Raw genomic sequence first — 18,580 nt, 5'->3', positions numbered from 1 at the left:
ATCAGAATGCGTCGCCGGTTCCACTAAATGCATGAATTTGTGCAGAATGGGGACGAGGGAGCTGCAACATACGCCAGCGCACGGACCGGATACACCGTCCGTCCGACGTGGAAGCGCTGCCCCCGCACACCGGAGATTGCCTGTGAACCACAGTCCGACCCAGAAGCGACGCACCAGCCAGGAAACCCGGGAAGCCGTGCTCGCCGCCGCGCGCCGCCTGTTCTTCACCAAAGGCTTCGACCAGACCACGCTGATGGATCTGGGCGAGGAAACCGGGCTCAGCGCCCGCGGCGTGATCCTGCACTTCGAGACCAAGGCCGACATCATCGCCACGCTGCTGATCCGCGACTACACCGCGCGCAAGGCGCCGATGGTGGAACGTCCGCAGGGATCGACGCACGCGCAGCGCATTCTCGACTTCTACTTCTGGACCGCACGCGAGGACGCCGCCAATTTCATCGCCTTCCCGGCCCTGTGGAGCGTGTCGGCGCGCTGGTCGCCGGCGGTGGAAGCCGAAATGAACGCTGCACTGCGTCGCATGCGCGAACCGGTCCGCCTGGAACTCAACCGCGGCATGGGCGCCGGCGAGTTCCGCGGTGTCGACATCCAGCATGCCGACGAGATGATCTGGCAGAGCTACCAGCATGGTCTGCGCGCGGTGTCGGTCAATGGCGGCACGCCGGCGATGGCCGTCCCGCAGGTGTTCAAGACGCTGGAAGCGCTGTCTGCCTGACAGCGCGCCCCATCCATCGACGCACGCCGCCAACGGCCTCCCCCGGGAGGCCGTTTTCGTTGCTGCGTGGCAGACGACGCCGGATCGTGTTGTCGGCAATCTGGTGCCCATCGCAGCGCGCGCGTCTGCCGCGGCAGCCCGACGGATGCCCCCGGACAGGCAGGTCGAGCGCGTATGACGCGGCGCTGTGACGCAAGGCAAGCGTGATGTCCATCACCCACGCCATCCGGCAACCGCCTACACTGCGCGGCGGCTTCCCCGCCGTTGCATCGATTGCCGACCCTTCGTTCCTCGCCGCACGCATCCAGTCCTTTCCATGAAGGCGAAACGCCGAGACTTCCGTCTGGACATCATCGTCCTGCTGGGCGCCATCACGGCGGTCACCATCGCGTCGTTCGGCGCCTACCGCGCATGGCAGGGACAGTGGGCCATGGCCACGTTCGATCTGGCCGTGGTGCTGGCGGTGGCCTCGCCGGTCGTCTACGCCTGGCGGACCGGCGACGTTCGCGCGGGCAACGTGCTGGCGGTGTTGAACACGGCGGCCTCGTTCGGCGCCTGCGTGATGCTCGGCCATACCGCTCTCGGATGGACCTACCTGGTGCTGCTCACCAACTTCTTCATCGCCCATCGCTGGACGGCAGTGGCCTGCAACCTGCTGCTGATCGCCGCCCTGCAGGTGTTGCCTGGCTTCTTCCACGAAGGCGTGCATGCGTTGTCGATGGCGGTCAGTGCAGGTCTGGTGACAGCGTTCTCGCTGATCTTCGCCGCACGCACGCAGGACGACCGCGCACAGCTTGAGCGGCTGGCCGCCGTGGATGCGCTGACCGGCGTGCCCAACCGTCGCAGCATGGAGCGCGCACTGGCCGACGCGGTCGAGCGGTTCCAGCGCGGCCAGTGCTGCTTCGGCCTGGTCGTCCTGGACCTGGACCACTTCAAGGACGTCAACGACCAGTACGGTCATGCGGCCGGGGACGCCGCCATCGCCGACCTGGCCTCGATCCTGCGCTTCGAGATGCGCCGCAACGACCAGGTGTTCCGTTTCGGTGGCGAAGAATTCGTGGCGCTGCTGGAACTGGACGGCCGGGAGGCGCTCGAGTCGGCAACGGAACGGTTGCGCAAGGCCGTGCGCGGTTCGCTGCGCGGTCCCGGCGGCCGCATCACCATCTCGCTGGGCGCGGCTTTGCTGCGCGAACAGGAAAAGACCTGGCACGACTGGTTCTCGCGCGCGGACGCCGCGCTCTACCGCGCCAAGTCGGCCGGCCGCGACAGCTATGTCATCGCGGACGACCTGTTCTAGTTCTTGGCATTTCCCAGTTGCCGTCGTCCCAGCGAACGCTGGGACCCATCGGTTCTTGATCTGAGGTCCGAGCCCTCGTAGCCAATGGATTCCAGCATTCGCTGGAATGACGATGCCGGCCAGACCCGCTGGCCCGGCCGGCGGTCGTGGCGCGCCTTACTCCGTGCTTCGGGCCCACCACCATCGGTACAGCACGGGCAGTACCACCAGCGTCAGCAACGTCGACGACACGATGCCCCCGATCACCACCGTTGCCAGCGGCCGCTGCACCTCCGAGCCGGCACCGACGTTGAACGCCATCGGCAGGAAGCCCAGCGAGGCCACGAGCGCCGTCATCAGTACCGGCCGCAGCCGGCCGAGCGCGCCGTCGACCACCGCCCGGTCCAGCGGCATGCCCTGCTCGCGCAGCTTGCGGATGAAGGTGATCATCACCAGCCCGTTGAGCACGGCCACGCCCGACAGCGCGATGAAGCCCACGCCTGCGGAAATCGACAACGGAATGCCGCGCAGCGCCAGCGCGACCACGCCCCCGGTCAGCGCCAGCGGTACGCCGGTGAAGACGATGGTTGCGTCCTTCGCCGATCCGAACGCCCAGAACAGCAGTGCGAAGATCACCACCAGCGTCGCCGGCACCACCACCGCCAGCCGCTGGCTGGCGGAGATCAGCTGCTCGAACGTGCCGCCGTAGTCGATCCAGTAGCCGGCGGGCAGCGTCACCTCGGCGCCGACGCGTGTGCGCAGATCGTCGACGAAGCCGCCCAGGTCGCGGCCGCGCACGTTGGCTGTCACCACCACGCGGCGCTTGCCGTTCTCGCGGTTGACCTGGTTCGGCCCCAGCGTGGTCTCGATCTTCGCCACCTCGCGCAACGGCACCGTGCCCGGCGTTCCCGAGTTCCAGCTGGCCGAACGCGTGGACTCGTCCTCGTTGCCGGCACCGCCCAGTGGAATGGGCAGATCGTGCAGTGCTGCGGGATCCTGCCGCATCGCCTCGGGCAGGCGCACGACGATGTCGAAACGCCGGTCGCCTTCGAACAGCTGCCCGGCCACCTCGCCACCGACCGCCGTCGCCACGGTGTCCTGCACATCGCCCGGATTCAGGCCGTAACGGATCAGCGCCTGGCGATCCGGCGTGATGGTGAGCAGTGGCAGGCCCGTGGCCTGCTCCATGCGCACGTCCGCTGCCCCGTCGACGGACTTGGCGACCGCTTCGATGCGCTCGCCCACCTCCACCAGTGTGTCGAGATCGTCGCCATAGAGCTTGATCGCGACGTCCGCGCGCACGCCGGAGATCAGCTCGTTCATGCGCATCTGGATGGGCTGGGTGAACTCGTAGTTGTTGCCGGGGATCTCGGCGACCGCCTTCTCGATCTCGGCCACCAGCGTCGCCTTCGGCTTGCGCGGGTCCGGCCACTCGCTGCGCGGCTTGAGCATGACGAAGGTGTCCGCCACCGACGGCGGCATCGGATCGGTCGCCACTTCTGCTGTGCCCAGCTTGCCGAACACGCGATGCACCTCCGGGAACTGCGTGATCCGCGCCTCCAGCGTGGACTGCATGCGCACGGCCTGGTCCAGGCTGGTGCCGGGAATGCGCATGGCGTGCATGGCGATATCGCCTTCGTCCAGGCTGGGGACGAACTCCGTGCCCAGCCGCGTGGCCAGCAGACCGCACAGCACGACCAGCGCGAACGCACCACCCGCCACGACGAGTCGTGCGCGCAGCGCCCACGCCAGCACCGGCGCATAGGCGCGGCGCGCCCAGCCCATCACCCGCGTTTCCTTCTCCTGCACGCGACCGCGCAGGAACAGCGCGATGGCGGCCGGCACGAAGGTCAGCGACAGCAGCATCGCGCCGCTGAGCGCCAGCACCACGGTGATCGCCATGGGATGGAACATCTTTCCCTCCACGCCGGTGAGCGCGAAGATCGGCAAGTACACGGCGGTGATGATGCCGAGGCCGAACAGGCTGGGCCGGATGACCTCGGCCGTCGCGGACGCCGTCGCGTCCAGGCGTTCCTCGTCCGTCAGCAGGCGGCCGAGCCGGTGCTGCAGTTCGCCGAAGCGGCGCAGGCAGTTCTCGATGATGATGACCGCGCCATCGACGATCAGGCCGAAGTCGAGCGCGCCCAGGCTCATCAGGTTGCCGGACACACCGCCGCGCACCATGCCGGTGAGGGTGAACAGCATCGACAGCGGGATCACCGCCGCGGTGATCAACGCCGCGCGCACGTTGCCCAGCAGCAGGAACAGCACGACGACGACCAGGATCGCGCCTTCCACCAGGTTCTTGGCCACGGTGCGGATGGTGCGGTCGACCAGCGAGGTGCGGTCGTAGGTCGGCTCCGCACGCACGCCCGCAGGCAGGCTGCGGTTGGCTTCGGCGAGCCTTGCGGCGACCGCCTGCGAGACCTCGCGGCTGTTGGCGCCGATCAGCATGAAGGTGGTGCCCAGCACGACCTCCTTGCCGTCCAGCGTCGCCGCGCCGGTGCGCAGTTCCGGTCCCTCGCCGACCTGCGCCACATCGCGCACGCGGATCGGCACGCCATCGCGGCGGTCCAGCACGATGTCGCGGATGCCGTCGAGGTCGGCGACCTGCCCCGGCGCACGCACCAGGAACTGCTGGCCATTGCGCTCGATGTAGCCGGCCCCGACGTTCTGGTTGTTGCGCGCCACCGCCTGCACCACGTCGTGCAGGGTGAAGCCGAGTGCGACCAAGCGCGCGGGATCCGGGGTGATGTGGATCTGCCGCGCGAACCCGCCGATGGTGTTGACCTCGGTCACGCCCGGCACGTTGCGCAGCTGCGGCCGTACCACCCAGTCCTGCAGCGTGCGCAGGTCGGTGGCGGTGTATGGCGTGCCGTCGTCCTTGCGCGCCTTCGCGTCCGCCTCCACCGTGTACATGAAGATCTCGCCCATGCCGGTGGCGATGGGACCCATTTCCGGTTCCAGGCCTGCGGGCAGCTGCGACTTCACCTGCTGGATGCGCTCGCCCACCTGCTGGCGGGCGAAGTAGACGTCGGTGCCGTCCTTGAACACCACCGTGACCTGCGACAGGCCGTAGCGCGAGATCGAGCGGGTGTAGTCCAGGCCCGGCAGGCCGGCGAGCGCGGTTTCCAGGGTAAAGGTCACGCGCTGTTCCGCTTCCAGCGGCGAGTAGCCGGGTGCTTCGGTGTTGACCTGCACCTGCACGTTGGTGATGTCGGGGGTGACGTCGATCGGCAACTTGCCGAAGCTCCACACGCCCACCGCGACCAGCGCCAGCGTCAACGCCAGCATCAGCCAGCGGTGCGCGAGGGCGAAGCGCAGGATGCGCTCCAGCACTCCGCGGGGTTCCCGGGCGTCGTACTCAATGGTCATGCGAAGCCCCCGATTTCTCGATGTCGGCTTTCACCAGGTAGCTCTGTTCCACCACGACGTGGTCGCCGGCCTTGAGCCCGGACAGGACTTCGACCTGCTGCGCATCGCGCTTGCCCAGTTCGACCGGGCGGATCTCGTAGGTATCACCGACGCGCACGAACACCACGTCCCAATCGCGGAACGTCTGCAACGAGGCGAGCGGCACGACCATCGCCGCCGGCTGCTGCTCGACGGTGATGCGCGCCTTCACCGCGGAGCCGGGACGCCACAGGCCGTCAGCGTTCTCCAGCGTCGCCCGCGCCACCGTGCTCTGGCTGGCGGTGGCGGTGCCGGGCAGCACGCGCTCCAACGTGGTCTGCGCGGTGACGCCATCGCTCAGCCGTGTCACCGTCACCGGCACGCCAGGCACGATGTGCTGTGCGTCCGAGCCGAAGATGTGCAGGTCCACCCATAGCGAGGACAGGTCCGCGACTTCGAACAGGGTGGCGCCCTCGCCCGCCACGCTGCCGACACTGGCGTTGCGCGCCAGCACCACGCCGCTGATCGGCGACGTGACGGCATACGTGGTCAGGCTGAGGTTGCTTTCGACCGTCGCCAGCGTCTGGCCGGCCTGTACACGGTCGCCGACGTTGACGGCAAGGCGGCGGATCGGGCCCGGGAAGCGCGCGGCCACATTGGCCACGCGTCCTTCGACCGGCGTCAGCAGGCCCTGCACCTCGTGCTCGTCGGCGATCGTGCCGGCCTGCACCGGCGCGACGCGGATGCCGGAGTCGCCGGCGATCTTCGCACCGATGGTGGTGCGGCCTTCGTAGCTGTCGTAGGTCCAGCGCAGCGAATTGCCTTCGACCTTGGCCAGCACCTCGACATCGAAGGAATGCGGTTCGCCGACCACGCTCTTCGCCAGCAGGCTGCCATCGGCCTGCGGCAGCAATACATGGTTCTCGCGCACGTTGCCGAGGCGGACAAGCCGGACCTCCACGCTGCCCGCGGTCGCCGGCAGCGGTTTGCCGTCGCGGTACAGCCAGGCCTGGTAGGTGGGCGGCGTACCGGACTCGGCGATGGCCAGTTCGACGCGATAGCCGTCCTGCACCAGCAGGCGGCCACCATGCTTGCCGCGCGCGGCTTCTTCCGCCCCGTGCTCCTCACCGTCGTGGCCATGACCGTCTTCGGCGTGGTCATCCTTGCCGCCGCAGGCGGCCAGCATCAGCGAAAGCACCAATGCGCTCATCAGGAGACGTAATGTCATGGGATCGTTCCTTCTTCTGGGGCGGCGGGAGCGGCGACGAACGCCTGCCCGGTAAGCCGCTGGATTTCGATCAGGGCCGCCTGCGCATCGAGTGCGGCGTCCAGTTGCTGGCGACGCGTCGCCGTGGTCTCGGACTGCAGCTGCGCCCATTCCAGGTAGCTGATGGCGCCACCTCGATAAGCGCGTTCGGCCGCCTGTTCCGCGTGCAGCAGGCGCGGGAGCACGTCGTCGCGCGTGCGCTGCACGTCGATCTGCGCCACGCGGTAGCGGCCATGCGCGTCGGTCAGCGTGGAATAGAGCGCGATGTCGCGCGATTCGCGCTCGATCTCCAGCGCCGCGAGGTCCGCTTCGGCGGCGCGGATCTCGGGTGCGGCGCGGCGGGCGCCGCCCAAGGCCAGCGATACGCCACCGACCAGCGCGCTATCGCCGCTGTCCTGTATCCGGCGGACACCCACCTGCCAGTCGAGATCGGGAGTGGAAGCGGTCCGTGCCAACCGGACCCGTGCTTCACGGATGCGGCGCTCGTCGGCGAACTGGGCCAGTTCCGGCGTGCCTTCCAGCAGGGCTGCCAGGTCGGCCACGTCGGTGACCACGGGCAACGCCAGCGGATCGCCGGCGGCGACCTCGAAGCGCGGTGCCCGCTCGCCCCACAGCGCCGCCAGGTGCTGGCGCGCGGCGGCCTGCTGCTGGTCGGCACGCATCAGGGCCAGTTCGGCGCGCGCCAGCGCCGCCTGCGCGGTCAGCACGACCGATTCCGGCGATGCGCCGGCCTGCAGACGCTGCCGCGCGCCGGCGACGGTACGCCGCCGCTGCGCGATGTCCTGCTCGGCGATGCGCTGCTGTGCCCGTGCGCCGGCGACGGCGAGGTAGCGGCGCGCGACATCGGCGAGCAGGTCCAGGCGCTGGGTTTCGCGCTGCATCGCGAGTGCGTCGATGCGCGACTGCGCCAGCGCGCGGCGTGCATCGAGCTTGCCGCCGCGCTCGAGCACGCCGGCGAGCGTCAGCGTGGCTTCGGCCTGGCGGACGCCGCTCGCGGCACCGCTGCCGAGGACGTTTTCCACGTCCAGGCCGGCCCGCAGCGCTGGCCGCAGCAATGCGGCCTCGCGCTCGGCGAGCAGGGTTTCGGTACGCGCACCGAACAGGCGCAGGTCGGGATGGACACGGGCGACCCGCGCGATGGCATCGTCCAGTGTCAGGGTCTCAGAGGGAACAGCAAGCGATGGCGCCTGTGCGTGCACGCACGGCGCGATCGCGAAGGCGGCCAATGCCGCCAGTCGCAACCACATGGGAAGTCTCCGGAATCGGTGATGGAACGCCGGCGCGACGCGAGGTCAGGCCGGCCGCGGCATCACGCGGAGATCGGAGGACGCAGCAGCGAGGCGCGCGGCGCGTGCGCCACCGGCACCGTCGCCATGACGGGGACCGCGACGGGCAGGACCATGGCCGGCACGCGCATCGGTGCCGGCATGATGGCCGTCAGGTGGCCGCAGCAATGGCTGGCATGCATCAGCGCATGCAGCAGGTCGCGTTCGCCGTCATCGCCATCGGCATGCGCGTGGCCGCCGGCCGCGCCGGCATGTTCGTTGACGGCGTGCAGGTGCTCGTTGCCGCTGCCAAGTTCGTGCAGGTCGCCGAGCGACGCCAGCACGGGATTGGCAAGTACCGCCAGCAACAGCACCGCCAGCGCGGGCAGGCGCAGCAGGGCGAAGCGGCGTTGGCGGAGGAAGCGGAGCATCGGCAGGCATCGTAGTCGCCCCCCGTGACGTTAGGCAATTTCACGCCGGGATTCCGCGTCGGAATGGAACGGGTCTTGCAGAGACCGCCGCGACCCCGTCGGAAACACGCCATGTCTGAGCAGGACGAAAGCGGCGAACGCACCGAATTACCCACCGAGAAACGACTTCGCGAAGCCCGTGAGCAGGGCAACATCCCGCGTTCGCGCGAGCTGGCGACGGCGGCGGTGTTCGGTGCGGGCGTGCTGGCGATCATCGGCATGGGCCCCGGCCTGGCGCGCAACGCGCTGGGCTGGATGAAGATCGCGCTGACCCCCGATCCCATGCTGATGCGCCAGCCGGACCAGCTGTTCGGCTATGTCGGGCTGATGATGCTGAAGCTGCTGGTCGCGATCGCGCCAGTAGCCGGCATCTGCGTGCTGGCCGGCCTGGCCGCGCCGGTGGCGATGAGCGGCCTTCGGTTTTCGCAGAAGTCGCTGATGCCCGATTTCAAGCGCCTGAACCCCGCCTCCGGCCTCAAGCGCCTGTACGGCGCCGAGAGCGTGGCCGAACTGCTCAAATCCCTGCTGCGCGTGGCCCTGATCGGCGGCGCGGCGGTGATCTGCCTGAAGCTGGGCCTGAATCCGTTGCGCGAGCTGCTGACCATGCCGCTGGAGCAGGCGGTGCGCAGCGGCCTGAAGTTCACCAGCACCCTGCTGCTGGCGACCACCGGAGGGCTGATCCTGCTCGCCGCCATCGATGCCCCGTACCAGAAGTGGAACTGGCTGCGGAAGCTGAAGATGACCCGCGAAGAGCTGCGCAAGGAGATGAAGGAGAGCGAGGGCAGCCCGGAGGTGAAGGGCCGCATCCGCCAGATGCAGCACCAGATGTCGCAGCGCCGGATGATGGAAGACGTGCCGAAGGCCGACGTGATCGTGGTCAACCCGACCCACTACGCCGTGGCGCTGAAGTACCAGGCCGGCCAGATGGGCGCCCCCACCGTGGTCGCCAAGGGCGTGGACGAGCTGGCCCTGCGCATCCGCGAGGTCGCCGACGCCCATCGCATCGCCATCGTCTCCGCGCCGCCTTTGGCACGCGCCTTGTATCGCGAAGGTCAGCTTGGCCGGGAGATACCCGTGAGACTGTACGCCGCCGTCGCCCAGATCCTGTCCTACGTGTACCAGCTGCGTGCCTGGCGCGTGGGCGAGGCCCCCCTGCCCGACCTGCCGTCCCTCGACGTGGATGAGCACGGAGGCAAGGCATGAGTGCGCAACCGGCCGGCGGCCTGCGCTGGATGGACATGCTGAAGAACGGCCTGGGCGCGCCGCTGGTGGTACTGGCGCTGCTGGCCATGATCGTGGTGCCGCTGGCACCGCCGGTGCTGGACGCGCTCTTCAGCTTCAACATCGCCATTTCGCTGGTGGTGCTGCTGGCGGTGATCTACGTGAAGCGCCCGCTGGACTTCACGATCTTCCCGATCATCCTGCTGATGACCACCATGCTGCGGCTGGCGCTGAACGTGGCGTCCACCCGCGTGATCCTGCTCAACGGCCAGGACGGCCATGACGCTGCCGGCAAGGTCATCGCCGCGTTCGGCGAATTCGTGGTGGGCGGCAATTACGCCGTCGGCATCGTGGTGTTCGCCATCCTGACCATCATCAACTTCGTGGTCATCACCAAGGGCGCGGGCCGCATCGCCGAAGTGTCGGCCCGCTTCATCCTGGACGCGATGCCCGGCAAGCAGATGGCCATCGACGCCGACCTCAACGCCGGCGTGCTGACCCGCGAGGAAGCCAAGGCGCGCCGCGAGGAAGTCCGCGCGGAAGCCGACTTCTACGGCTCGATGGACGGTGCCAACAAGTTCATCCGCGGCGACGCCATCGCCGGGATCCTGATCCTGTTCATCAACCTCATCGGCGGATTCGCCGTGGGCATGTTCCAGCACGGCATGCCGGCGGCCGAGGCGGCCTCGACCTATACGCTCCTGTCGATCGGCGACGGCCTGGTCGCCCAGCTGCCCGCCCTGCTGGTGTCGTCGGCGGTGGCCATGCTGGTCACCCGCGCCTCGCGCTCGGAAGACATGGGCCAGGCCGTCATGGGCCAGGCCTTCGGCCAGCACAAGGCGCTGGCGGTGGCCGCCGGCGTGCTGGGCCTGGTCGGGCTGGTGCCCGGCATGCCCAACGTCGCCTTTTTGACGCTGGCCGCCGGCATCGGCTACCTGGCCTGGAAGATGTGGAAGCGGACCCAGGAGGGGCCCGAGGCCGCCGCCGGCGACGTGCCTGCACTGACCGGCCCGGGCGCGGCGCCCGACCGCAATGCCGAACTGACCTGGGACGAGCTGCGCCCGGTCGATCCGCTGGGCCTGGAGGTCGGTTACCGGCTGATCCCGCTGGTCGACAAGAATCAGGGCGGCGAACTGATGTCGCGCATCAAGGCGGTGCGCCGCAAGCTGACCCAGGACCTCGGCTTCCTGGTGCCGCCGGTGCATATCCGCGACAACCTGGAGCTGCCGTCCAACGGCTACCGCCTGCTGGTGCACGGCGTGCCGGTCGCGTCGGCGGAGATCCACCCCGACCGCGAACTCGCGCTCGACCCGGGCGGCGCCTTCGGCACCATCGACGGCATTCCCGGCAAGGATCCGGCGTTCGGCCTGGACGCGGTGTGGATCCAGTCGCACCAGAAGGCCACCGCCGAATCGCTGGGCTATACCGTGGTCGATCCGGCCACGGTGATGGCCACCCACCTCTCGCACCTGGTGCGCGAACACGCGCCGGAACTGCTGGGCCACGAGGAAGTGCAGCAGCTGCTGGCGCAGCTGGGCCGCAGCGCGCCGAAGCTGGTCGAGGACCTCACCCCGAAGGCGCTGCCGCTGGCCACCGTGGTGCGCGTGCTGCAGAACCTGCTGATCGAGCGCGTGCCGATCCGCCAACTGCGCCGCATCGCCGAGTCGCTGGTCGAGTTCGCCCCGCAGAACACCGATCCGGCCGCGCTCACCGCCGCCGTGCGCACCTCGCTGGGCCGTTTCATCGTGCAGGAGATCTCCGGGATGGCGCCGGAACTGCCCGTCTATACCTTGGCGCCGAATCTGGAACGCGTCTTGCAGGACAGCACCCAGGGAACCGGCGCGGCGCTGGAACCGGGACTGGCGGAACGCCTGCACCAGAGCCTCGCCGACGTGGTGACCAAGCAGGAATCCCGCAGCGAGCCTGCGGTGGTGCTGGTACCGGGAACGGTCCGCGCCGCCCTCGCCCGCCTGGTCCGCCACAGCGTCCCCTCGCTGTCGGTGCTGGCCTACAGCGAGGTTCCCGAGGACAAGCGGTTGAAGCTGGTCGGCACGATCAGTTGAAAGCCGGGATTGGGGAATGGGGATTCGGGATTCGCCACAAGCGGCTCCCTGTTATCGGAGAGCGATCGAATGAAAACGACAACTCGAATCCATCTGCATCGCCGAAAACGATGCTCTGCTCCTGCTCCTGCGAATGCCGAATCCCCAATCCCGAATCCCGGCTCCTGACATGAAAATCAAACGCTTCGTTGCTCCCGACATGCGCACCGCCTTCGCGATGGTGCGGCAGGAACACGGTCCGGACGCGGTGATCCTGTCCAACCGCGTCACCGAGGACGGCGTGGAAATCGTCGCCGCCAGCAATTACGACGAAGCGCTGGTGAAGCACACCCTGGACGCGATGCGCCCGGCCACGCCCGCCGCTCCGTTGCATCCGCTGCTCGACCCTGCGCCGCAGGGACCGGCCGCGAACGCGCCGACCCTGTCGCCCGCCGAAGCCGCCGCCAGCTACTTCTCCCGTCGCCAGTCGGCCGCGCCCGCCGCTCCGGCCGCACCGCGTGCCGAGACGACGAAGCCTGTCGCCCCCGCGCCTGCTCCGGTCGCCGCGATCGCACCGATCGTGGCGCCGCGCGCACCGGCCGCCGAGACTCCGGCGCCGGTCGTGCGCGACCTCGCGCCGCTGCTGATCGAACCCGAATCCTTCGCCGCCAAGCTGGCTGCCTGCCTCCCCGCCGCGCCCGCCAACGAACCGGTCGCCGCGATCGAGCCCATCGCGCCGCCGCGCCGTCCGGTCGCACCGCGCGTCGAGGCCGACGACACCCTGGACCTGGACACGCTGCTGCCGTCCATTGCGCCGCCGGTGTCGCTGCCCGACCCGGAGCCGGCACCTGTCGCGGCCCTGCACGCCAGCCGCATCACCGCGGCCACCCCCGCGCCGGTACCCGCTGCCGTCACCGTGCCGACGCTGACCGTCGTCACCGACGATGCCGCGCAGGCCCGCGAAAGCGACGAACAACTGGTGCAGATGCGCGGCGAACTGTCCGCCATGCGCGAGATGATCGAGCGCGAGATGCACCGCCTCACCGACGAGCGCCTGCGCGGCTCGCCGGTGCGCATGCAGGCGATGGAGCTGATGGAAGACTACGGCTTCGACGCCGGCATCACCCGCGACATCGCCCTGCAGATCCCCGCCGACACCGAACTGCACCGCGGCCGCGGCCTGATGCTGGGCCTGCTGTCGAAGAAGCTGCCGGTGCTCGACACCGACCTGCTGGACACCGGCGGCGTCATCGCCCTGGTCGGTCCCACCGGTGCCGGCAAGACCACGACCATCGCCAAGCTGGCGGCCTGCTTCGCGCAGCGCCACAACGCCCGCGACGTGGCGCTGGTCACCACCGACACCGTGCGCGTCGGCGGCCGCGAACAGCTGCACGGCTACGGTCGCCAGCTCGGCATCGCCGTGCACGAGGCCGACAGCGCGCAGACCCTGGCGCTGGTGCTGGAACGCCTGCGCGACTACAAGCTGGTGCTGATCGACACCGCCGGCCTCGGCCAGCGCGACCGCAACCTGGTCGGCCAGCTCAACTGGCTGCGCGCCTCCGGCCAGGTCAAGACCCTGCTGTGCCTGCCGGCCAATTCGCACTTCTCCGACCTGGACGAAGTGGTCCGCCGCTTCAGCACCGTGCAGCCGCAAGGCGTGGTGCTCACCAAGCTGGACGAGACCGGCCGCCTGGGCAGCGCACTGAGCGTGGTCGTCGACCACCAGTTGCCGATGACCTGGGTGACCGACGGCCAGCGCGTCCCCGACGACCTCCACCGCGCCAACAGCGCCCACCTCGTGCTGCGGCTGGACCAGCTGCGCCGCGAAGCCGATGAACCCTGCTCGACCGAGGCCACCCATGTCGCCTGATCACCCGCTGCAGACCAACCCCCGCAGCACCCCGCCGTTGCCCGGCGCCTTCCATCCCGTGCGTGTCGTCGCCGTCACCGGCGGCAAGGGCGGCGTGGGCAAGACCAATGTGTCGGTCAACCTCGCCGTGTCGCTGGCCGAAATGGGCAAGCGCACGCTGCTGATGGACGCCGACCTCGGCCTGGCCAACGTCGACGTACTGCTCGGCCTGTCGCCCAAGTTCACCCTGGCCGACCTGATCGCCGGCCGTTGTGGGCTGGAAGACGTACTGCTGGAAGGTCCCGAAGGCGTGCTGGTGGTACCGGCCTCGTCGGGTTTCCGCCACATGGCCGAACTGACGCCGGCCGAGCATGTCGGCCTGGTCAACGTGTTCTCCGAACTGCAGCGCGCCCTCGACTTCATGGTGGTCGATACGGCCGCCGGCATCAGCGACAGCGTGCTGACCTTCTGCCAGGCCGCGCAGGACACCGTGGTGGTGGTCTGCGACGAACCGGCCTCGATCACCGACGCCTACGCACTGATCAAGGTACTGGCGCGCGAACGCGGCCTGGACCGTGTCCACGTCGTCGCGAACATGGTCCGCGACCCCAACGAGGGCCGCAAGCTGTACGAAAAGCTCGCCCGCGTCTGCGAACGTTTCCTCGGCGATGTCGCCCTGCACTACCTGGGCGCCGTACCGCAGGACGACTGGCTGCGCCGTGCGGTGCAGCGCCAGCAGCCAGTGGTGAAGGCCTACCCGGGCAGCCCGTCCGCCCGCGCCATCACCGATATCGCCCGCACCACCGCGCGTTGGCAGCCGCCGGTCGGCGCGCGCGGCAACGTGGAGTTCTTCGTCGAACGCCTGATCCAGCGCGGGGTGGCCGCATGAACACCGCCGCCGCCCAGTACCGCGCCGTCCAGCGCGGCAATGCCAACGACTTCGTCACCCAGCACGCCGACCTGGTGCGCCGCATCGCCCACCACCTGGCGGCTCGGCTGCCGGCCAGCGTGGAGATCGACGACCTGGTGCAGGCCGGCATGATCGGCCTGCTGGAAGCCTCGCGCAGCTACGACGCCGAACAGGGCGCCTCGTTCGAGACCTACGCCTCGATCCGCATCCGCGGCTCGATGATCGACGAGATCCGTCGCGGCGACTGGGTACCGCGCTCGGTCCACCGCCGCGCCCGCCAGGCCGCGGCCACCGTGCGCGAGATCGAGCAGCGCACCGGCCGTGCCGCCATCGCCACCGAAGTGGCGAGCGCGATGGAGATGCCGTTGCCCGAATACCTGCGCCTGATGGAAGACGCCGCGCGCGGCCAGGTGTTGAGTCTGGAATCGCACATCGACGACCACGGCGAGCCCAACACCACGCGCACCGGCGGTCCGTCGCCGCAGCAGAACCTGGAGCGCAGCGAGTTCCGCCAGCAACTGGTCAAGTGCATCGGCCAGCTGCCCGAACGCGAGCAGCTGGTGCTGTCGATGTACTACGAACAGGAACTCAACCTGAAGGAAATCGGCGCGGTGCTCGGCGTGAGCGAATCCCGCGTCTGCCAGATCCACGGCCAGGCGATGGTGCGCCTGCGTGGACGCCTGCAGGTCTTCGAGAAGGCCGATGCGGGACTGGAAGACGACGAGTGACCCAGGCAACCCCATGACCCTGTAGGAGCGCCCTGGGGCGCGATGCGTTTCGGTCGATGCGAGCAAAAGCATCGCGCCCGAGGGCGCTCCTACAAGAGCAGCTTTAGCGTTCGCCTAAATCTTTCCCGCCCCCGGCCGATATCCCCACCAGTCCCACCGTCCACGCAACACCGGAGCACCCGTGACCAACAAGAACATGCGCATCCTCATCGTGGATGACTTCTCCACGATGCGCCGCATCATCAAGAACCTGCTCAACGACCTGGGCTACACGAACACGGCCGAGGCCGACGACGGCAACACCGCGCTGGTCGCGCTGGCCCAGGGCAGCTTCGATTTCGTGGTCACCGACTGGAACATGCCCGGCATGACCGGCATCGAACTGCTCAAGTCGATCCGCGCCGACGACCGCTTCAAGACCCTGCCGGTGCTGATGGTGACCGCCGAGGCCAAGCGCGAGCAGATCATCGAAGCCGCGCAGAACGGCGTGAACGGCTACATCATCAAGCCGTTCACGGCGCAGACGCTGGAAGAGAAGCTCGGAAAGATCTTCGAACGCCTGGGAGCGGCCGCCTGATGAACGCCGTCGCCGACGCCACCGGCGCCCGTGCGGCGCTGGTGGAAAAACTGCAGACCGCGCTCGATGCCCTGGAACAGGGCGACGAAGCCGGCTGGCGCCGCGAACTGGACGCCATCGCCGCCTGGCGCACGCAGCCGATGATGCAGGGCCTGGGTCGCCTGGCCCGCGAGCTGGCGCAGACGCTGGGCGAACTGCCGCCGACCGACGCCGGCGAACTCGACGATGCCTGCTCCCGCCTCGACCATGTGGTCGAGATGACCGAACAGGCCAGCCACAAGACGCTGGACCTGGCCGAACAGTGCCGCGGCTACGCCACGCGGCTGAAAGCCACCGACCTGTCGGCCGACCAGGCCGCACTGGTCGACAGCATCGGCAAGGGGCTGTCCGAGATGGCGCTGGCGCAGAGCTACCAGGACCTGACGGGCCAGATCATCCGTCGCGTGGCCGGCATCGTGCGCCGCGTGCACGAGGGTTTCGGCGCGCTCGGCCTGCCGCCGCCGGAAAAAAAGCAGGACAAGGGTTCAGAACTCGCCGGCCCGGCCGTTGCTGGTCTTGACCGCAATGCGTTTTCGCAGGACGACGCCGACGACCTGCTGTCCGGCCTGGGGTTGTAGCCCCGGGGGACGCGCGCTGCGGAACCGGAGACCCGTCATGTCCGCTGCTGCCCGCCGTTCCCGCCACCCCGTCGTCCTGCTGTTCGTGGGATTGCTGCTGGTCTGCGATGTCGTGGTGGGGCGCTTCCTGCGCCGCCGCCACGCCCACGCGATGCGCCTGCTCGATTCCTCCCGCTGATCGCCTGCCCGGTAACCGACCCGCCCATGTCCGCCGTCACGCCTGAAATCGCCGCCGACTTTCTGATCGAAGCGCAGGAGATCCTCGACCGGCTCGGCGAACAGCTGGTCACGCTGGAACAGGATCCGTCCGACAGCGGCCAGCTCAACGCGGTGTTCCGCGGCTTCCACACGCTGAAGGGCGGCGCCGGCTTCCTCGGCATCCAGGCCATGGTCAACCTCTGCCATGCGGCGGAAGAAACCCTGGGGCTGGTGCGCGCCGGCCAGGCCGCGCTGGAATCGCAGCACTTCGACGCCGCCCAGCAGTCGCTGGACTGGCTGCAGCAGATGCTGGACGCCGTCGGTGCGGGCGACGACCCGCCGCACGCGCCGCAGACGCTGATCGAGCAGTTCGACGTGCACGGCAGCGCGCCGGTGCAGAAGCCCGTCGCCGCAGCATCCGTTGCCGCCGCGCCGGCGGGCGACCTGATCGGCGACGACGAATTCGAGGCCTTGCTCGACCAGTTGCATGGCGGTGGCGCGCCGACCAGCGTCGCCCCGTCCGCGCCGCCGCGCGCCGTGCCTGCGCCCTCCCCTGCGAAGCCCGCGACGCCGAAACCGGCGGCCAAGGCCGGGGGCGAAGCCGAGCAGACCATCCGCGTGGATACGAAGCGGCTGGACGCCATCGTCAACCTCGTCGGTGAGCTGGTGCTGTCGCGCAACCGCCTGAAGACGCTGCGCACGCGCATCCGCGACGAAGAGCTCGACCGCGCGGTCAGCAGTCTCGACATCGCCACCGCCCGCCTGCAGACCGCCGTCATGCGCACGCGCATGCAACCGGTCGGCAAAGTGTTCTCGCGCTTCCCCAAGGTCGCCCGCGACGTCGCCCGCCAACTGCAGAAGGAAGTCGACCTGGAACTGGTCGGCGCCGATACCGAACTGGACCGCAACCTGGTGGAGGCCTTGGCCGATCCGCTGGTGCACCTGGTGCGCAACGCGATCGACCACGGCATCGAAGTGCCGTCGCTGCGCGAGGCCTGCAGCAAGCCGCGGGCGGGCCACGTGCGCCTGTCGGCGCAGCAGGAAGGCGACTTCGTCACCATCGAGATCCGCGACGACGGCGCCGGCATCGACCCGGAACGGCTGCGCGTGAAGGCGCTCGAGAAAGGCCTGATCGATCCCGAAGCCGCAGCCCGCCTGACCCACGACGAATGCCTGCAGCTGATCTTCCTGCCCGGCTTCTCCACCAAGGCCGAGGTCACCGACATCTCCGGCCGCGGCGTCGGCATGGACGTGGTGCAGTCGCGCATCCGCGAGCTGAGCGGGCAGATCACCATCCATTCCGATGTCGGCCGCGGCAGCCGCTTCGTCATCCGCGTGCCGCTGACGCTGGCCATCCTGCCCACGCTGCTGGTGCAGGCCGGGGATCCGGTCTACGCGCTGCCGCTGGCACGCGTAATGGAGGTGCTGCATGCGCCGTCCGAAAGCCTGCGCTGGTTCGACGGCCAGGCCGTGCTCGATCGCCAGACCCATACCCTGCCGCTGGTCGACCTGCGCCAGTGGCTGCGCGTGGATCCGGTGATGGCACCGCTGCTCACCATCGTGGTGCTGCAGATGGGCGAACAGCGCTTCGGCCTGGTCGTCGACCAGGTCCGCGGTCGCGAGGAAGTCGTCATCAAGCCCCTGCCGCGCGCGGTGCGCGGCCTGCCCGGCTATGCCGGCGCCACCCTGATCGGCGACGGCCGCATGGCGCTGATCCTCGATGTCGACGGGCTTCGCGCGACSGCATAGCCAGCTTTGTAGGAGCGCCCTCGGGCGCGATGCTTCTCCCTGAAATGCAAGAGCRTCGCGCCCGAGGGCGCTCCTACRGATGATGTGGGCTGTGGGTGATCCCGCTCGCCCCTCATTGCCACGGGCCGYGCGCGGCCTGCCCGGCCATTCCGGCGCCACGTTGATCGGCGACGGCCGCATGGCGTTGATCCTCGATGTCGACGGATCGCGCGCGACGGCATAGCCAGCTTTGTAGGAGCGCCCTCGGGCGCGATGCTTCTCCCTGAAATGCAAGAGCGTCGCGCG

The 18,580-nt window shown here is 69.1% G+C and carries 15 protein-coding genes; 11 read left to right on the top strand and 4 right to left on the bottom strand.

Translation table 11 applies throughout. From position 1 onward, the window contains the following. Positions 1-142: 142 nt before the first annotated feature. The gene (locus tag AC04MD_RS19820) at positions 143-733 is read left to right on the top strand and encodes a TetR/AcrR family transcriptional regulator (RefSeq protein WP_475498927.1); all 591 of its coding nucleotides are present in this window, start codon (positions 143-145) and stop codon (positions 731-733) included. A gap of 316 nt (positions 734-1,049) precedes the next feature. Further along, positions 1,050-2,030 (top strand): GGDEF domain-containing protein, encoded by a 981-nt coding sequence (locus AC04MD_RS19815; protein WP_475498926.1) that lies wholly within the window; start codon positions 1,050-1,052, stop codon positions 2,028-2,030. 156 nt (positions 2,031-2,186) lie between these two features. Here AC04MD_RS19815 and AC04MD_RS19810 read toward each other — a convergent pair whose 3' ends face one another. The 4 genes from AC04MD_RS19810 to AC04MD_RS19795 form a co-directional block, all read right to left on the bottom strand. Then, the gene (locus AC04MD_RS19810) at positions 2,187-5,348 is read right to left on the bottom strand and encodes an efflux RND transporter permease subunit (RefSeq protein ID WP_475498950.1); all 3,162 of its coding nucleotides are present in this window, start codon (positions 5,346-5,348) and stop codon (positions 2,187-2,189) included. A gap of 25 nt (positions 5,349-5,373) precedes the next feature. Then, positions 5,374-6,630 carry an efflux RND transporter periplasmic adaptor subunit gene (locus AC04MD_RS19805; RefSeq protein ID WP_475498924.1) on the bottom strand — a complete coding sequence of 419 codons (1,257 nt, stop codon included), beginning with the start codon at positions 6,628-6,630 and terminating at the stop codon, positions 5,374-5,376. Then, complete coding sequence (locus AC04MD_RS19800) at positions 6,627-7,916, bottom strand: TolC family protein (RefSeq protein ID WP_475498923.1); 1,290 nt, start codon at positions 7,914-7,916, stop codon at positions 6,627-6,629. Before AC04MD_RS19800 ends, AC04MD_RS19805 begins: the two co-directional genes overlap by 4 nt. Positions 7,917-7,978: 62 nt before the next feature. After that, positions 7,979-8,365, bottom strand: coding sequence for a hypothetical protein (locus AC04MD_RS19795; RefSeq protein WP_475498922.1), 387 nt, complete (start codon positions 8,363-8,365; stop codon positions 7,979-7,981). 111 nt (positions 8,366-8,476) lie between these two features. Here AC04MD_RS19795 and flhB point away from each other — a divergent pair, with 111 nt between their 5' ends. The 9 genes from flhB to AC04MD_RS19750 all read left to right on the top strand — a co-directional run bounded on the left by flhB (position 8,477) and on the right by AC04MD_RS19750 (position 18,295). Then, a complete protein-coding gene (gene flhB / locus AC04MD_RS19790) occupies positions 8,477-9,607 on the top strand; it encodes a flagellar biosynthesis protein FlhB (protein WP_475498921.1) in 1,131 nt (376 codons plus the stop codon). Further along, positions 9,604-11,688, top strand: coding sequence for a flagellar biosynthesis protein FlhA (flhA, locus tag AC04MD_RS19785; protein ID WP_475498920.1), 2,085 nt, complete (start codon positions 9,604-9,606; stop codon positions 11,686-11,688). The genes flhB and flhA overlap by 4 nt, the downstream gene beginning before the upstream one ends. A gap of 169 nt (positions 11,689-11,857) precedes the next feature. Next, entirely contained in the window at positions 11,858-13,537 is a 1,680-nt protein-coding gene (gene flhF, locus AC04MD_RS19780; protein ID WP_475498919.1) for a flagellar biosynthesis protein FlhF, read from the top strand. Beyond that, positions 13,527-14,405: a MinD/ParA family protein gene (locus AC04MD_RS19775; RefSeq protein ID WP_475498918.1), complete on the top strand. Its 879-nt coding sequence runs from the start codon at positions 13,527-13,529 to the stop codon at positions 14,403-14,405. Before flhF ends, AC04MD_RS19775 begins: the two co-directional genes overlap by 11 nt. Continuing rightward, on the top strand, positions 14,402-15,154 hold the full coding sequence (locus AC04MD_RS19770) for an RNA polymerase sigma factor FliA (RefSeq protein ID WP_475498917.1): 753 nt from the start codon (positions 14,402-14,404) through the stop codon (positions 15,152-15,154). Before AC04MD_RS19775 ends, AC04MD_RS19770 begins: the two co-directional genes overlap by 4 nt. Before the next feature lie 196 nt (positions 15,155-15,350). Continuing rightward, positions 15,351-15,731: a chemotaxis response regulator CheY gene (locus tag AC04MD_RS19765; protein WP_475498949.1), complete on the top strand. Its 381-nt coding sequence runs from the start codon at positions 15,351-15,353 to the stop codon at positions 15,729-15,731. Next, positions 15,731-16,348: a protein phosphatase CheZ gene (locus tag AC04MD_RS19760; RefSeq protein WP_475498916.1), complete on the top strand. Its 618-nt coding sequence runs from the start codon at positions 15,731-15,733 to the stop codon at positions 16,346-16,348. The genes AC04MD_RS19765 and AC04MD_RS19760 overlap by 1 nt, the downstream gene beginning before the upstream one ends. A gap of 37 nt (positions 16,349-16,385) precedes the next feature. Beyond that, positions 16,386-16,526, top strand: a complete 141-nt coding sequence (locus AC04MD_RS19755) for a hypothetical protein (RefSeq protein ID WP_475498915.1) — start codon at positions 16,386-16,388, stop codon at positions 16,524-16,526. Between the two features lie 26 nt (positions 16,527-16,552). Further along, positions 16,553-18,295: a chemotaxis protein CheA gene (locus AC04MD_RS19750; protein WP_475498914.1), complete on the top strand. Its 1,743-nt coding sequence runs from the start codon at positions 16,553-16,555 to the stop codon at positions 18,293-18,295. The last annotated feature ends 285 nt before the right edge of the window (positions 18,296-18,580 follow it).

The organism is Pseudoxanthomonas sp. LjRoot206, from assembly GCF_056175725.1.
Note: the sequence above shows the minus strand (reverse complement) of the source record. Positions and strands in the feature narration are given on the sequence as shown.

Excerpts from the sequence above, each read along its gene's own strand:
- AC04MD_RS19815 (WP_475498926.1), top strand. The coding sequence starts at position 1,050 with ATGAAGGCGAAACGCCGAGACTTCCGTCTGGACATCATCGTCCTGCTG.
- AC04MD_RS19755 (WP_475498915.1), top strand. The coding sequence starts at position 16,386 with ATGTCCGCTGCTGCCCGCCGTTCCCGCCACCCCGTCGTCCTGCTGTTC.
- AC04MD_RS19775 (WP_475498918.1), top strand. The coding sequence starts at position 13,527 with ATGTCGCCTGATCACCCGCTGCAGACCAACCCCCGCAGCACCCCGCCG.
- flhA (WP_475498920.1), top strand. The coding sequence starts at position 9,604 with ATGAGTGCGCAACCGGCCGGCGGCCTGCGCTGGATGGACATGCTGAAG.
- AC04MD_RS19805 (WP_475498924.1), bottom strand. The coding sequence starts at position 6,630 with ATGACATTACGTCTCCTGATGAGCGCATTGGTGCTTTCGCTGATGCTG.
- flhB (WP_475498921.1), top strand. The coding sequence starts at position 8,477 with ATGTCTGAGCAGGACGAAAGCGGCGAACGCACCGAATTACCCACCGAG.
- AC04MD_RS19795 (WP_475498922.1), bottom strand. The coding sequence starts at position 8,365 with ATGCTCCGCTTCCTCCGCCAACGCCGCTTCGCCCTGCTGCGCCTGCCC.
- AC04MD_RS19765 (WP_475498949.1), top strand. The coding sequence starts at position 15,351 with ATGCGCATCCTCATCGTGGATGACTTCTCCACGATGCGCCGCATCATC.
- flhF (WP_475498919.1), top strand. The coding sequence starts at position 11,858 with ATGAAAATCAAACGCTTCGTTGCTCCCGACATGCGCACCGCCTTCGCG.
- AC04MD_RS19760 (WP_475498916.1), top strand. The coding sequence starts at position 15,731 with ATGAACGCCGTCGCCGACGCCACCGGCGCCCGTGCGGCGCTGGTGGAA.
- AC04MD_RS19770 (WP_475498917.1), top strand. The coding sequence starts at position 14,402 with ATGAACACCGCCGCCGCCCAGTACCGCGCCGTCCAGCGCGGCAATGCC.
- AC04MD_RS19800 (WP_475498923.1), bottom strand. The coding sequence starts at position 7,916 with ATGTGGTTGCGACTGGCGGCATTGGCCGCCTTCGCGATCGCGCCGTGC.